General features: G+C 42.3%; 15 protein-coding genes and 1 pseudogene. 7 read left to right on the forward strand and 9 right to left on the reverse strand.

The window, feature by feature from the left end; all coding sequences use genetic code 11:
- Positions 1-5 precede the first annotated feature (5 nt).
- Positions 6-1694, reverse strand: a complete 1689-nt coding sequence (locus L3V37_RS17710; protein ID WP_213867179.1) for a hypothetical protein — start codon at positions 1692-1694, stop codon at positions 6-8.
- A 520-nt stretch (positions 1695-2214) separates the two neighbouring features.
- Here L3V37_RS17710 and L3V37_RS17715 point away from each other — a divergent pair.
- The 3 genes and pseudogenes from L3V37_RS17715 (at position 2215) to L3V37_RS17725 (ending at position 3804) form a co-directional block, all read left to right on the forward strand.
- Positions 2215-2429: pseudogene (locus L3V37_RS17715) on the forward strand (Txe/YoeB family addiction module toxin).
- A gap of 412 nt (positions 2430-2841) precedes the next feature.
- Complete coding sequence (locus L3V37_RS17720) at positions 2842-3411, forward strand: AlpA family transcriptional regulator (RefSeq protein WP_017634097.1); 570 nt, start codon at positions 2842-2844, stop codon at positions 3409-3411.
- 75 nt (positions 3412-3486) lie between these two features.
- Entirely contained in the window at positions 3487-3804 is a 318-nt protein-coding gene (locus tag L3V37_RS17725; RefSeq protein WP_053307329.1) for a DNA-binding protein, read from the forward strand.
- A 604-nt stretch (positions 3805-4408) separates the two neighbouring features.
- On the opposite strand, the gene L3V37_RS17730 is transcribed toward L3V37_RS17725, so the two are convergent.
- Both L3V37_RS17730 and L3V37_RS17735 read right to left on the reverse strand, forming a co-directional pair.
- Entirely contained in the window at positions 4409-4558 is a 150-nt protein-coding gene (locus tag L3V37_RS17730; RefSeq protein WP_017634095.1) for a hypothetical protein, read from the reverse strand.
- A 206-nt stretch (positions 4559-4764) separates the two neighbouring features.
- Entirely contained in the window at positions 4765-4974 is a 210-nt protein-coding gene (locus L3V37_RS17735) for a cold-shock protein (protein ID WP_017634094.1), read from the reverse strand.
- Between the two features lie 464 nt (positions 4975-5438).
- Between L3V37_RS17735 and L3V37_RS17740 the strand changes: the two genes are divergently transcribed.
- Complete coding sequence (locus tag L3V37_RS17740; RefSeq protein ID WP_171343334.1) at positions 5439-6821, forward strand: HlyD family type I secretion periplasmic adaptor subunit; 1383 nt, start codon at positions 5439-5441, stop codon at positions 6819-6821.
- A gap of 234 nt (positions 6822-7055) precedes the next feature.
- Here the strand turns inward: L3V37_RS17740 and L3V37_RS17745 are convergent, their stop codons facing one another.
- The 3 genes from L3V37_RS17745 to L3V37_RS17755 form a co-directional block, all read right to left on the reverse strand.
- Positions 7056-7577, reverse strand: coding sequence for a hypothetical protein (locus L3V37_RS17745; protein WP_017634092.1), 522 nt, complete (start codon positions 7575-7577; stop codon positions 7056-7058).
- A 310-nt stretch (positions 7578-7887) separates the two neighbouring features.
- A complete protein-coding gene (locus L3V37_RS17750) occupies positions 7888-8517 on the reverse strand; it encodes a tyrosine-type recombinase/integrase (protein ID WP_053307330.1) in 630 nt (209 codons plus the stop codon).
- Positions 8517-8975: a hypothetical protein gene (locus L3V37_RS17755; protein ID WP_053307331.1), complete on the reverse strand. Its 459-nt coding sequence runs from the start codon at positions 8973-8975 to the stop codon at positions 8517-8519. Before L3V37_RS17755 ends, L3V37_RS17750 begins: the two co-directional genes overlap by 1 nt.
- Positions 8976-10019: 1044 nt before the next feature.
- Here L3V37_RS17755 and L3V37_RS17760 point away from each other — a divergent pair.
- On the forward strand, positions 10020-10907 hold the full coding sequence (locus L3V37_RS17760) for a hypothetical protein (protein ID WP_237306689.1): 888 nt from the start codon (positions 10020-10022) through the stop codon (positions 10905-10907).
- A gap of 108 nt (positions 10908-11015) precedes the next feature.
- Here the strand turns inward: L3V37_RS17760 and L3V37_RS17765 are convergent, their stop codons facing one another.
- Together L3V37_RS17765 and L3V37_RS17770 are read right to left on the reverse strand one after the other, a co-directional pair.
- Complete coding sequence (locus tag L3V37_RS17765; RefSeq protein WP_237306690.1) at positions 11016-12512, reverse strand: terminase; 1497 nt, start codon at positions 12510-12512, stop codon at positions 11016-11018.
- Complete coding sequence (locus tag L3V37_RS17770) at positions 12505-13899, reverse strand: hypothetical protein (protein WP_237306691.1); 1395 nt, start codon at positions 13897-13899, stop codon at positions 12505-12507. Before L3V37_RS17770 ends, L3V37_RS17765 begins: the two co-directional genes overlap by 8 nt.
- A 309-nt stretch (positions 13900-14208) precedes the next feature.
- Between L3V37_RS17770 and L3V37_RS17775 the strand changes: the two genes are divergently transcribed.
- Together L3V37_RS17775 and L3V37_RS17780 are read left to right on the forward strand one after the other, a co-directional pair.
- Positions 14209-14604 (forward strand): hypothetical protein, encoded by a 396-nt coding sequence (locus tag L3V37_RS17775; protein ID WP_213868149.1) that lies wholly within the window; start codon positions 14209-14211, stop codon positions 14602-14604.
- Positions 14601-15272, forward strand: coding sequence for a metal-dependent hydrolase (locus L3V37_RS17780; RefSeq protein WP_237306692.1), 672 nt, complete (start codon positions 14601-14603; stop codon positions 15270-15272). The genes L3V37_RS17775 and L3V37_RS17780 overlap by 4 nt, the downstream gene beginning before the upstream one ends.
- Before the next feature lie 296 nt (positions 15273-15568).
- Here L3V37_RS17780 and L3V37_RS17785 read toward each other — a convergent pair whose 3' ends face one another.
- Complete coding sequence (locus L3V37_RS17785; protein WP_237306693.1) at positions 15569-15928, reverse strand: hypothetical protein; 360 nt, start codon at positions 15926-15928, stop codon at positions 15569-15571.
- Between the last annotated feature and the right edge of the window lie 11 nt (positions 15929-15939).

A 15939-nucleotide genomic window follows, 5' to 3' on the forward strand; every position in this document is an offset into this window, starting at 1 on the left:
TCCTGTTAGCTACGCAGCTTGCCTAAAGCAGCTTTGCCCAAGGCCTTAGATTTTGCACCGAGCATATTGCTCATATCGAAGTAGCCAATAGCTTCAAATATCTGTGCTAATTGCTCTAGTGCCTTCACTGAAATTCCTTGCTTAAGCGTCAGAACACCCTCTTCAGCTCCCTCTTCACACTCGTAATGAGACAGCACGGGCTCTTGAAGCTTTTTCTTTGATGGCTCTGATGTAAGCTCGAGAAAACTAGCTTTATCTAGCTCGATGGGACATTTTGACCGAAGTTCACTGGCTTGATATTCATTGCTCTTGTTCTCAAGGTGCTTACCCGACTTGATAAGCATGGTTAGCTGCTGCTGCTTCGCTGCTAACTTGTGGATTACCTCATTCTGATTCAGTGACTTACTGATTAGCTCATTCATTTTCTCAGTAACAAAATTGATGTCTTCCATTAAAACTGAAATGGTCTTTTGAGTGTGTTGAACGGCTTTGGTAAGCAAAAAAGCGCGATGTTTGTGCTTGTCCAGTTTGTCTGCACCCGTAAGTTTCTTCATGCCGTGATAGGCACCCACGCCAATCAAAACCGCAGCACCAATGCCCGTTACCATGCTTGAAAAACCGAGAACACCACCAACGCCAAGAGCTGACAAGCCGGAGGTTAAACCTGCAGCCGACAAACCCATAACCGACCCCGACATATATACAGCAGCAATCGGAGCACCAACAGCGGCAACGCTTTGAGCTAACTGCTTCGTTTTCTGCTCAAGCATACTGTCGTCGATGTGATCATCTAAAATTAGCTGGTCATTTTTGACGGCTTCGACCATAACATCGAGTTTTTCGTCAGATATCCCGAGCTTCGTTTTTAGCTCTTGAAGGTGAGGGCTGTTTTTTGCTTCGTCAACAGTTCCTTGTCCTCCGAAGGCAAATATACCAATGAGGTCTTTCATCAACGTCAGGCAAAGCGCTTCATATTGCGTGTCGGAGATCTCTGCTTTGATAGTGCTCAATAGCTCATCAGCGCTGATGGTGTTTTGATGATCCAACATGTACGAACGAACATCTAAGCGCTTCTCAGGGTTGAGCTCAACACGAGTAATCAAGGACAAAATCTCTGCGGTTTCCTTCGCATCAATCTCATTGTCATTAGCAAAGGCGAGATTGATAGCGACTTTACAGTATGCGGCCTTAACCGTTTCACTCATATCTGATAACAGCACGACCTGCTCTTGCTCTTCAAAGTCCTCAAACTCCGAGATTAACTGCGTAAGAAAATCAGCAAGTCCCTGGTAGTGCCCTTTTAGATCACTCCAGTCGATCATGAGCTCCTCATCATCCCCATAAGTGATGAGTAAGTACCCGATTTCTTTGGTTTTATCTTTTTTCGTTACGGTTTTCTGTACATATTCGGCAGAGTGCATTGACTCGAACTTGATACACTGAGCCGCTTCAAATGGCCCTTTCACATACAAAGATTCACCCGTAACAAGAAAGCCATCTTTCCCATTGTTGAACACAGTCATGTCGAACAACGCTACGACCAGATTAGGATCGAGATCTAGCTTGTAGCTAGCAATGGCATTATCCAACTTCTTTTCAAGCTTTTCATCGGTGAAAGGGGCGATAGCAAGGCGCTTATGAAGAACAGCTTGTTTGAGCTGAGACTTAATAAATCCATTTACATCGACTGACATTTTCTATTATTCCTAGAAGACTGAGAAAGTACCAACATATCAGAATAGGCCTAGAAATATGGTTAACAGTCTGTTAAACAAGAACTTTTCTATAAAACATGTTAAGCGCATCACGATCCCACGTGGCGCGTAATATGAGCAATGTATAGTGGATTTGCCCACATAGTTAGATAAGGAAAGGTAATCAAAATTACGATGATTACAACAAAGTTCAACCCTACTCTAGCTCATTTCGAGGCATTTCTGTGTTACACATCCCGTCAGCACACCTTGGGCATAAACATTTTAGAAATAGCAGCATACCTATGTGATCGCTGCCACTGTGTAGTATGAATCTTTATTACTCTCTCACAGTATTACGTGACGTTTAAAATCACATTTGGAAGCGATGATGGTGTTGCTTCTGGCCAGGTCCAAGAATACGAAAAATACTGAAAATTGGCTCGAGACATTCATGACGTTCGCCACCTAATGTTGATCTTACGAAGTGACCTAAGCGCTTTACTTGGACTGATGTAGTTTGCACTGGCAAAAGCAAGACAAAAACACCCTAAAGCGCATCAATAGGTTGATTAATGACGTTAAACGTTCCCTTTTGAGGGGATAGGGAAGCCTGAGTCACGAAAGGAGAACCTGTCAGGATTTTGGTCGCGCCGTATTGATGATACGAACAGGTTGATCTATGCCGTGGATAATCAGGCGATAACCATTATTTCATGCCGCTATCATTATTAGGCAATCTAAACATCAAAAATAGAAACATCAAAATAATAGGTACCAAAAGAAATGCGGAAAATTGCTTGTCTACTACCGTCGTTACTGTTTGGTTGTGTCGCTGTTTAGGGACAATCTTATAACATCGATATTGCAAATGAGGACTATGTACAGGTTAACTATGATTCGTCAATGACCAATTACAAGGCCATGCTAAGCGAATTTACCACGCATTGCGCCAAGTAAGACAAGGATTACGTCAATGAAAGTACGATTACAAACGGTTGGGAAATTACTATGGCCGTTTATCGCTGCGTTGAGAAGAGAGAGAACAGTTAACCATTAAGCCACCAGCACAGTGGCTTTTTTGTGCCAAATTGATAGTATAGTATAGGCACAATTGTACACATAAATGGAGTGCAGAGAGAGTTCAATGAGCATTTATGAGTTCACCTTAAACATCGGCAACATCAATATCACGAACGACAACGATCTACTTGATGTGTCACGCAAACTATACGAGGGCGCTTGTTCTGACGCTGTGGTAATGTCTGTTGATGAAATGCTGTATATCGAATTTGAACGAGAGGCAGGAACGTTCGTTCAAGCGGTTACACAAGCAATTAAGGACGTAGAATCGGTCGAGGGCTACGATTTACAAGTTATCTCGATTGAGGGCGACCTTGTGAGTTTGGGCGAAGCTGCGGAGTTCACCGGGGTTAAGAAGAGCACACTAGCAAAATACAAAAAGGGTACATTTGGCGGCGGTGGCTTCCCTGTGCCAGTACGAAAGGCTTCAAAGAAAGATCCTCTTTGGAGACTTAGCGACATAGCAGATTGGCTATACAAAAAAAACAAGGTAGCAATGGAGCTAGTAGAACGCGCTCGTCTGATGGATGTAATTAACCATCATCTAGAGACCAGATTGATGAAGAATAGCGATAAGTACGCAAACCTATTCATCAATATCCAAACTAACCTAATAATTCCCATAAAGTCATAAAGTCTCAGCTGCCATCAGCGTATAGCTGGTAGCTTCTTTATGCGTATCGTAATTGCTTAAAAGGAGGATCAATAATTGAAAGACTATGATTTTTCAATAGTGGCTAAGTTTCAAGACAACATGAATGCAGACTCGCTTTGCAAGCCATCTAATGCGATCAAAGAGTTTAACCCATCCGATTACTTAACCGATCAACAGACTATCCAAGCCTATATTGATGAAGCAGCAAGCACTGGTGAACCAGCGATAATCGCCGATGCCTTAGCAGTTGTTTCACAAGTTAAGGGTATGGACAACACCTTACACCCGCGCGACAACCCTTCTTTATCGTCACTTATCGGGCTGGCCAACGTTCTAGGCATATCAGTTCGATTAGGTATCAACATTAAATAACTTATTCCAGTAGTTCGGTTGGGCCGAATTACTGAAATAGTGCCCCGTCAGGAATCTAGTCAATTTAGTTTCACTTCTTACAGAACAGAAACTAACCCGCCAATTACCGGCTGCGACATCGCCTACAAGAAAAAACGGCGCGACAAGATTGATGATCTGAGCAAGGTTTTCGACAGAGCGTTTAGAGAAAGTAATGGACAAGTTCAGTCTCGTCCAAGAAATGGAACAAACTGCTCAAGAAGATTAGGATTAGTCGGACAATGAGTCAGTTATCAACGTTTTACTGTGTTCTTTACCGGTGTCCACAAGGCACTACGGGTAAAGCTTAATCCGTTACCTGACATTTGGTTAATGTAGTGAGGTAGCAGACTACTTCACCGAGCTATTTCGCCTTTCAATGGTGTTTGGATTGAGCTATTAGAATGGTCTTGTTGATGAGCAAATGGCTCAAAAACTGGCGATGTTCGTTAACGTACCACTCCAGAGTCAATAGTTATTATTGATAAGATAAAATACGTTAAGAAAAATTAATTATGAGTTTGGCTTTCAAAAATTTTATTTTTATTTCTTAATTTAAACCAAATTTTCTTTCTACCATTATTCTTCAAAATAAAACCTCCAAAACCACACCACTTTGGCCACTTGTTATTCTTTGAAGTAGGTCAATTTTTGATTTTTGACTATTTGATTTTTTCTTTTTACTGATTTTTTTATTATTAGATACATTTATTAAATCAATGATTTTATTAGACATACAATGCCCCTTACTTAATGATTAGGGTGTACTGAACATGCGTTATTTTATGATATAGAATGAAGGGAGCTTACAGAGAAACTTATTAAGGATGACGCTGGGAAAACTGACTTTATACTTTTTTATCTGAAACAACTATTGATCAGAGCTACTACTTCCTTACCACTGGATTACAAGCGATAAGGAAGCTAAGTTTTGTAAGACTATTACAACGTCGTTACATTTTCTGCTTGAAGCCCTTTAGGACCTTTACCTACGGTAAAAGAAACCTTGTCGCCTTCAATAAGTTTTTTAAATCCATCCCCAACGATGTTGCGGAAGTGAACGAATAGGTCGTCGCCGTTATTTTGAGAAATGAAACCGAAGCCTTTAGCTTCATTAAACCACTTTACTGTACCAATTACTTGATTAGACATATTATGCCCCTTATATAAATTAAAATTAAGGTGCACTGAACATAAGTATTATTTTAAGGATATAGAATTAAGGGAGATACAGAGAAAAACTTGCTAGGGATGACACTGGAAAACTTACTTTATATTTTTTATCTTCAAACAACTCTTCGTCAGAGCAAAATCAACTATACACGTTTCAAAAATTAAAGATAGCTTTATTTTCTATTTTTATACTAATAATGCACGTTACAGACCCCGAAAGCGCGCCATATGAGCCGCTATAGAATGCTTTAAGCAACATTTTGACACCCAAGAGGAGCATTGTTCCTTATCATCCTACTATAATCATAGAGCAACCTATATGAGTTAAAAGGCCGTTTTCTGTACTCGGTCTATCGTACTGATTTTTTCATATTAGGTCGTTTCAGTCTTCAAGGTGTTAAAGTTGGTATACTAAAACTAAATTATTATAAATGAGCGCAAACATGAAACAAAAGAACTACAACAAACTTAACGATGAAGAGTTAGAGTTTGTTAATGACAAGGTCGCAGCCTTACTCCTAACAAGTCCTAGGAGTGCTCGTTTGTTGCTCTGGATAATGGTGAGTCTTTCAATTGTGATGGTTGGTTGGGCATCTTTTTCTGAGATAGATAAAGTCATTGTCGGTTTAGGGAAAGTCATTCCTTCCTCACAGGTTCAAGTTATACAAAACTTGGAAGGCGGGTTAATTAAAGAAATTTTAGTAAAAGAAGGTCAATTAGTCGAAAAAGGTCAACCATTAATTCTCATCGATGACACGCTCTTTCGTTCAGATTTTCGTGAGCATGAACAACAAGTCGCTAACTTGAGTGCATCTGTATTACAATTGACAGCCTCGATAAATAGCGTTCAAGTTAACAATGACTTTGACATTAAAGATTGGCGACAAAATGTCACACTAAACTATGACCAGCTAATGTTCCCATCATTTTTAGAAGAAACTCAACCTGAACTAATCCTACGTCAAAAAGCTGAGTATCTAGAAAACTTAAATAATATACGCAACCAGCTATCAGTGATTGATCAGCAAGTCATACAGAAACAACAGGATTTGATTGAAATAAAAGCACGAGTAGAAAACTTACGTAGGAGTTATCAATATGCAAAAAAGGAACTGGATATTACCAAACCTCTAGCTGACGAAGGTATAGTTCCACGCATTGAATTACTTAAATTACAACGACAAGCCAATGATAGCAGGCGTGAAATGACATCTAGCAAGCTTAAAATTCCCGTATTAGAGTCATTAATTCAAGAGTTCATGCTTAAACGAATAGAGGTCGCGCTACAATTCCGATCTGAACAACAAGAAAAACTTAATAGCACCCAAGATCAACTATCTTCTTTGGTAAAGTCTACAGTTAACTTAGAAGATAAAGTCAATAGAACCGTGGTTTACTCACCAGTAACGGGAAAAATTAAAACGTTGAGCATAAATACAGTTGGTGGAGTTATTCAACCAGGTATGGATATCGTTGAAATTGTGCCAACCGAAGACGCTCTACTGATAGAGGCAAAAATAGCACCAAAAGATATTGCATTTTTACGTCCTGAGCTACCTGTTATTGTCAAGCTTACCGCTTATGATTTTAGTAAGTACGGTGGTTTAAAAGGGGAGTTAGAACACATTAGTGCAGACACAATCCAGGATGAAGAAGGTAACGACTTTTATGTAGTACGTATACGTACTGATAAAACTAATCTCGGTGATAAAGATCTACCAATCATTCCAGGAATGACAACATCAGTTGACATAATAACCGGAAAGAGGACCATTTTAGAATACTTAATGGGGCCAATTCTAAATACAAAAAACACAACAGATTAATAACTTACACTGTTTTCACAAATCGTGATACCCGTTACCATTGAAGATGTTTAACTTCTTATGAAATTGGACTTATAAAGCCTAAGTTGCACAATTACAGTAGCCGCAAACATTTGACCGAGAATACGTACTTTCATATATGTCTCTATGGGCCCCCTCATCGCATTGTCACTAACTAATGAATATTAGTATATTAGGAACTAGTGTTCGGAATTATTATAAATGAATAGAATATTACTTTAACCGTACACTACTAACTTTTTCAATGTGTAATAATACGTCCATTACATCGCTGTGAGCCTTGAGTAACTTTCTCTTAGCAATCGTCCATGCCGCCAATTTCCCATAAGCGTTCACACTTACCTTAATGGAATGCTCATGCTTCTGGTTGTTCTCATCATACTTGGTGTACCGCGCTACGTAGTATTGCTTACCATCGATGGTAGTTAACCGTGGTTCAAGACTTTTCGGCAAGCGCGCCAGCAAGTTGAATTGCTTACGAACGCGATCCCAACAACGCCCCCATAGTTCCTTGCCGATTTGGTTGCGTATTTTGGTTGCCTTGCGTAGACCTTTCTTTTCACCAATGCGAACAAACCCGACAGAGCGACGAATATAGCCCCCTTCCGGCTTAGGCACACTAACGGCATAACAGGTCTTCTTCTTGGTGATGAATCGATAGCCTGTGTTAGATACGAAATAAGCATAAGCGTTACGACACTCTGACACTCTATAACCCTCAAATAAACAAAACATGTAATTCCTTTCGGTTGGATTTGGCTGGCCATTGTTACCCTTTCTTGGCCAAATGGATAACGTTACAGTGTAACTATGTTTTCTTATATTCCTAATTAATGCGACAGATTGATAGTCTTTAGGTCGTCATAACTGCAACCAAGCACCAGCTTGATTGCCTTTTTGCTGAACCCTTTTTTCATTAATTCTCTTACCTTTGGTTTAAGATCATTCGGAATTGAGGTTCGGGAAAGTTCCTGTTGTCGAAGCTTAAATTCGTTTACTCGTAAGTTCGCGTTCATTAGAGCCTTACACATAATTTCCCCTCCCTCTATTCTGCCTTTGGTTTTAATGAAATGCCTGTTGTGTACTCTTTCGCTTCGTCGTGGAACGTTCTTAAGTAGTGGTCAGTCACGGCAACACTAGAGTGACCAAGCGCGTCCTTAATCACTTTCAAAGAGGCTTTCTTTTCAAGCAGGAGCATGGCGTACATTTTTCGCATCGAGTGTGTTGATAGCTGATATGGCAATCTCAACTCCATTGCTATGCGCTTATACGCTCGGTTGATATACTGGATGCTGATCGCATTGCCCTTTTTGGCCAAGTGGTGATTAGATTGAAACATCAACTCATTATGGCCATTGTGTAAGTAGATACGTTTAATCAGTTCTTCCAGTTCGGCATTAACGTGAATGGTGATTCGAGCGGCCTCTTTAGCGGCTTTTTCGCTCTTACCTCGGGCCATACGGCCTTTAAAACCTTTTGATTGAACAATGTTAAATGAAGACCGGATCACACCATTTATCATCACATCGCTGAATTTTAGCTTCGAAATGTCGCAATAACGTAAACCTGTACGAACCTCCATTTCAATCATCATAGAGATAAGTGGGTTAATGTCATCCATTAAACGGATTATTTTTTCCAACTCGTCTAAGTCACGCGCAGGGAAAGCAGCCATTAGATCAACTCCACGTGATTAGCATTAACCGTTTTAAACTCGCCACCAACGAACACTTGAATTTGTAGGGTTCGAGATAACAAGCTAAATCCCAAGAATAAGCCTAGTTCGCCATCGACACGCACGAAGTCGTGGTGAACAGGTAAGCGGCCAAAGTGGTTGATCATCTTGGTTTGTGCTTGGATGCTTTGAGCTTCTTTAATTGTGTTTATGGCAAAGCGAAGTTGAGAGCGAATCTTTAGCGCATTATTACCTTTTCGAGCCTTGCTGATCGTGCCTTGCACACAAGGGAAACCGTAGAAATTGCGAATGACGGCGGCGGCTTGTTCTTGGCCTCCACATTCATTAATTAGCTCATCCAAAGAGATAAGAATAAGGTCGTGGTGGCGCTCTTGGATGGCACTGCGTTTACTCGCCCACTCATCCGAAAGCGACACCAATTCATTTTTTTTAAACATTTTTGCTGATCCTTTTTTGGCAAAATGCCAGTGTTTGCTCGGAATACAATATATTCCAAAGGAATATATTTTTCAACTATGTTCGGAATACTTACATTAAAAGCACGAAGGGTTTCAGAAGTGACCGACTAATCAACTTTTGACAAATAACGCAATAGTGCTCAAAACACCACCAGCAAGAAGTCATTTTTTATCAATATTCCTATGGAATATTTAGGTTCATTCACACAAAATGCCAGGATTAGAAAGCAATCTTAGATATTTGATAAGTTATTGTTTTTATTTGATTTTATGGCCTTTTGCGTCGATGACCAGCGACAAAACATTGGATAAGTTAGTTTCAGTTCTGTCTAGAACTGAAACTAAAAGAGGTTTTTTGAAACTCGCCACGACAATTACCCGTCTTTGGAAATATAATGACGGTGTTACGTCGTCACGCGAAACGAACAAATATGCATATCCTCAATTATTATGCGGTATAGGTCACGTTCTCAAAACCTAACTGCTAGTAACGATATGTTTGCATTATTTTGCATATCTAGACAATCAAAGATCACAGTCTCATAATACTCCGCGAACATCAGCTCGGCTGGCGAGAATCCCCTAAACTCTTTCCAAATCAGAGCTATATACGTATTGACTATCCAGTCAATTGGCTTAAGAGATATAGATATGCACTGCACGTTGAATCAATTAATTCCAATCGAAATACTAGACAAATGTGACCTGTCCCTAGATGTATTTAGCAGCTCGTTCCTCGATGACGCGACCGACATTTGCATGATGCATCTTATCCAATCACATCCGAACGCACTATGCAATTCATCCATTAATCGTGATGACGTATTAAACTTCGTTCGAGATCACTTCTCCGCTTAAAAAGCAACACTTATAACGTTCTTCTGTTCGTTTTTTATTTAATTCCGAACACAAAAACGGTATGCTACACATCAAGGATAAAGGTAGGGTTTTTCGTTACTCGCATACGCTCAGGGATGGAGTGTAACCTTTATCCTCCAATGTAATTTGGAGCAACCGTTCACCATGATTAATAAAAAAAATACTGAAATTAAAGATTTAAAAGCTATTGATATAGAAACACTTAATCAATTACTTGCAAACAAACAAACGGCAGATGCGCGCCTAAAACGTGCCTTGAAGCACCGCGCGACTTTTTCCGAACAAATAGATGGCAAGGAAGATAGTGGACTATTCAATGATCGCATCGTAGCTGTAGTAAAACGTGGTAATCCAACCACTCGTTTACTTGAGTATATTGAGGCCGCGAAATCAGCCAATAAAGAGCTTTTAGAGCGCGCACCTCAATACTTCAACAGCTCATCTAACTCATTTAAAGAGACGACCGTAATTGAGAACGTCCGTCGCGTTAACATCACAATTAATAAAGCAGCTAGCAGCCAGAAAGTCACTGGCGCACGTCTAGCCAAAAGACTTGAAGCATACCTACGCGACCTCGACCGTAAACTCTCCTACGATCTTCCAGAAGATGAGAAAGAACAGCTCACTAACAATAAAAACACTGCATTGAATGAATTGAAATACTTCAAAGACAATGCAGACGTTGAGTTTAGAAAGCGCGGTCAAGAACACAATGACATTGTAGCTATCATCCATACCTATGATGGCAACAATGGTGGCATTTCTCGCGTAGCTAAAAAGGTTCACGTTAACGCTGGTGGCCTTGTTCTAATTAGGCATCGCTCTTGTAAAGATCACGATGTGCTAATCACGAACAACACCACTGAGGGACGTTCGATATTCGATGAAGCGAATGCTTTTAAGTCGGTACTGTACCCTAACGCTAATATGTATATAGAAAACGAAGTTGACGCTATTCGTGAAGCCAGAAAAGAGCTTAGAAGCAAGAACGAAAGCAAAGCACGTTCGCAGTTCGATGGATTAGTGAACTAAGGTTTTAAGCTATATTATTGTTGTTCCGCTTTGATTGGTGATTTGGTGGCGATATTTAACGGTATCGCCACCTTTTCATATTACTTTTATATGTTGGCACCAACGGAATTAAGCATCGTCCGATTCAAGCGCTTCCAGTACCCATTGTTCTACGGAACTGCGAGACTCTAGCATGCTCTCTGTTACTTCCATTTCGTGCGGCACATAATCTACCAATTGAGAAAAACAGTATGTATCCCAACGGTCAGGTGATGGGATGTTCATTTTCTCTTTCATCATCGGTTTTGGCATCATTACCCATTGGCCTGACTCGTTGATTGCACAAGGTATTTTACTGCCTTGTTCTGCCGTCTTGACGTTCTTATCTATCTGCATGCGGCCTTGGTTTATCGCATCCCGAGCCATAACATTGGCATACGCACGCTGGTTAAAGAAACGCTGCTTATCGCTGGTGGAGTGCATCTTCTTACCCCAACGAATGCGCTGTACGCGCCGTCCGTAGCGTTCTAAGCAAGTCGCCGTGTCATAACCTACACCGTCACTATCCACTGCTATCGTGATGTTTGGGTACAAGTCCTCACTACACTCTGCATGGATAATGTCAGCGAACCGAACCGGATCGACCGTGCTTGGTTGTTCAAGCAATTTCACGCTCTGAACGATGCGCTCCATGCGTTGACCCCAAACCTTGCAGATATTGAGTATCGAGCGGTCACGACCATTACCCACGTCCACCAGCGCAGCCCAACCCCAACCATCGGGCATATCGAGGTTGAGCCTTGCGCTTTTGTCCAGCGCATCCCGACTAAGCAGCATACCAGCAATGGAACTTGGGAACTCCCCACGTACTTTAATCAGGTATTCCGGTGCCTCTCGACCGCCATACTCCAATCGCTTATCGAGGATAAATTCCACGGTTACGAACGGCGATTCCTCGGAGTTAAGCCGGATGGCTCGCCATCGACCACTAGGCTCGGCTAATCGGTGATGCGTATCGTAGAAATAGCCGCTAGGGCGCGTTGGCTGGCTCAATAACAGCATTCGGTTGTCTTTCTCGGTCAATGCACCCGCTAATACACCAAAAGCCTTGTCAGAGACGCCTGACGCCTCATCGACAATAACAAACAAGTGTTTAGCGTGTTCACCCGCTAGCGCTTCCTCGTTACCAATACGGCACGATTTAGCACTGGTTTGCCAGATACCTTTTGCTGAGTTTTCAAAAAAGGCTGTCTCGGTAATGGTGAAGTATTGCTGCAACCAACCATGCTTTTGTAAGAGCGTGTTCCAGTTGGATTTTAGGTACTTCCATACACCGATTTGTACCTGTCTCGCGTTGTTCGCCACCAGCACAACACGCGCATTGGGGAAGCAGAGCATGAAAGCAATGATCATGATACTGGTCATGTCTGACTTGCCTGTACCGTGGCCAGAGCTGACAGTCGTTCGCGCACCAATACGCTGAGCACTATCAATGATTTTGCGCTGCTGCCAGCTCGGCTTCTTACCGACTAGCTCAACAGCGAGGCGTTTCCAGTCATAGCGATACCGCTTAACTAGGGCAGGGTAACGGGGATCTTGTGTTACGCTCTTTATTCGTCTAGCCACCAAGTACCTCGAAGCTGTCTACATCGTCAAACCCCGACACTCCCTCGTTATCGAGGTCATCATAGGCTTGCTCTTTAGCGGCTTCGTTTTGTATTTGGGATGGGGATAGGGTAGGTTCTACGCCGTTCTCTAGGTCTTCGGCTTCTTTGATTCGTCGGTTTACTTCTTCTTTGCGCGCAGGTAGCCAGTTATCTTGCTGCTCAATCTGCTCTAACGTGTAGTCATCAAACAGCTCATCCAGCTCTTGCTCACTGATACCAGTGTCGTCTACTTCTGGCTCTAGGTTCGCTAGTTCTACCTTAGCTTCATGCAATAGCGTTGCTGGTGGACGTGCGCCTAACTTCTCGATTTGCTGACACGTCTCTAAGGCTGTCCAGTTGTTCTTAGTGCGCAGAGAAAGCATTTCTATTACTAGGCTGGTTTCTTCCGCTGGCAGTAAGTGTGGCATCATCAATTCAGCGTATTCCTGTTTACGCAAATCGATGTAGCGCTTGGCCTCTTGTTTGGCCATCGTGGAAATACTCAATTCCAGTTCACGCAATCTGGTGCCATAGCCAAAGATGAGACGGTCACGCATGGCGTTTATATCTACTGGCTGGTTTTCGTCATCGAGCGGAATGTCTCCGCTTTCCTCCATTTCATCGATCTCTTTAAGGCGTTTAGCTAACGTCTCATTCATTCGGTAATACTGCGAACGGGCAATAATCAGTTCGTTGCAAACCGAAAGCGGATCGGTATCCATGAGAATATCCATGATTTCGCCAGTAATACCCGCACTACGGGCATAACCACCATGCACAACAGGGCGACCCACTTGAGCACTGGAATACTGCGAAAGTCCCTCAACTGATCGCGGCTTGCGCAGTGATCCAATACCCCCTGTTTTCGCGCGATCGCCTTGCGCACTTTGCGCTTGCGCAGTTGCCCCCGCTTCTTTGGACTTTGATTTATCAGTCCTTTTTTTCTTCTTGTCGTTTTTCGCTTCTTGAAATTTCGCTAATTGCTCATCGTAAAGATCAAATAATCGATCAAACTCGGGCAGCGATCGCATGGAATTGAACTGGCGGCGCAATGTCGCACCGTTCACCCCTTTATCTTTCGCAAAAGCGGCCATCGTAAGCGTTGGATTTTGGGCGCCACGCACGAGAAATTCTTTCAAAAGGGAATACCAGTCATTGCCCTGACTGGTCTTTTTCGCTTTGATTTTTGGCATAACGGACGGTTGGAACTTGCCGCCCGTTTTGGCTGGCCGTTTTATATATCGCTTAGCGGTGCCGTACTTCAATCCGTTGGCTTCGCAATACTCGGCCAGCGTCAAAGTCGGCTGCTTCTCTAACTGCTCCCAAAACTGCTGTTGGTGAGCCTGATAGTCAATCTTGCCGGACACGGTTAAACCCCATTAATTTTGTTACGTTCGGAATAATACATAGTTTAAACAGGTAACAACAATACGAACTATACTTGTTAAAACAATCATTTGATTGTCAATAAGGTTTTAAAGACAAAATTTAATAACGCGACATTAAATAGTATTTACAGTAACGATTTTCTGCTTATAATCATGGCCAGCTAGTGAGTAACGCTACTCATGTACAATTGATTCTGCGGCACGATATAGTAATTGGCTGCGTTATCTCACTAGCCACCTTTCCCCCATGCCCAAGACAACGCGCTACGTGACGAAAGGAATACCCCCTTGAAAGCACCCGAGCGCATCAAATTCAGACACAAAGCCAAAACCAAAGCACGACAAGCCATGTTTAGAACCCGCCAACGGGAAAAGGGATTAGCGCTACTTCAAGTGCGAATTTCACGCCTTGCTCACGCAAAAGCATGCGAACAATGCGAACAGAACGGGATTACCCTGACCGAGCTGTATCAGTTGGCCATCAACAACACAGATCCAAACCAACTACCAGAAAAGCACCCCGAAGTAATCGAGGGTGACCTAGTAGGGACACGCCAAATCAGTCCTTGGATTGACCCCGAAGTTGCAAAGACGTTTGAGAAATTGGCCACCAACTACCGCAATCGAACCATAGCGATGAGTGCTATCGTCTATGCCTATTGCGCTCGATGCGAAGCTGAATGAACCGAACTGGACACGCTTGGGGCGCACTGTGCTTTGCGCCCGTTCCTCTCGCCTTAATGGCAGACACAACACCACTGCATTCAATCCTGGCATTTCTTGGTTGCTTAAGCGGTTCGAGCGCACCGGACTGGCTTGAATTTGACAGAATCCCGCACCGAACTTACACCCACATCCTTTCGATATGGCTCGCTGTAACGGCTTATGGCTATCATTTGGCAATAGGGGATACATTCGTACTCATTGAGGCGTTAAAAGCCACCAGCACGATTCTAGGTGCGATTCTGTGTGGATTTGGATGCGGTTGTGTGTCGCATTGGCTTGGGGATGTGCTAAACCGCCAACCAGTGCCGATTTTTACCCCGCTTGATAGGTACTGTTTGAATCTATTCGCCTCGGGAAGCCACCAGCGAATCACATGCGTATTCATTTTCTCGGTAGCATGTACTTTAGTTGGCTTTTTACGGCCTTTGACATTCCGAATAGACTTGTTAAAAATGGCATTTTTACATAAAAAAGGCCACGTTTTACCGTGGCCTTTTGATTTTGAGGAGTTGTCAATAACAGGTAATTCAATAACCAATCAATTGGCCATCTATATTTTGGAGTATCCACGTCCATTTTCTTGCGAGCGAGGTAAATATAGGACACTCAAAACGCCTTTTCAATAGGTTGAAACGCGACACATAAAAAAGAGCCAGTATTTCTACCAGCTCTTTAACTCTCTTTTGCAAACCTTCTTTGAATCACTCGCCGAAGCTGTACGCTTCACACGAAAACAAGGCAATTATATTGATACTTACCTCGAAAAATCAAGAAAAAATCGCCAATGGAATAACCAAAGGCGCTTGAGCACAGTTGTCTAAGATTTTTAAAGGAAAACACGGTCGTCACAATGGCAACTATGTGACTCGCGTATAAATAAATTTATCCGTTCGGAATTATCAATTCAAGTGTTTTTTAACCATTAATGGCAGATTAATCCCTCAAAGCGACGAACCGATGTAAGTATGTCTGTTCCATCCTTATCAACGACACTGGCAAACATTAACGTACTGCCCTTTGGTTGTTTTACCAGCGTCACGTATTGACCATCTTTGTTCATGTCAGAGAGCTTGGTTAGCTTGTAGTCGTGCGTATATGTCTCGCCTCGAATCTGAGTCTTAACAGCAATGTCCTTTGTCTCTGCATTGATGCTTATGGCTTTTACGTTGTTACCAGAGTAAGGAAAGTCACTCTCATTGACGCATGCCGTTGTTGAGGCTAGCGCGCCAAAGGGATCTGCTAGTGCTAGTAGCCCAAGTAGAGTTTGTTTGGTTGTTATCATTTTCTCAGTCG

The sequence above is a fragment of the Vibrio sp. D54 genome (assembly GCF_021728075.1).
GTDB lineage: Bacteria > Pseudomonadota > Gammaproteobacteria > Enterobacterales > Vibrionaceae > Vibrio > Vibrio alginolyticus.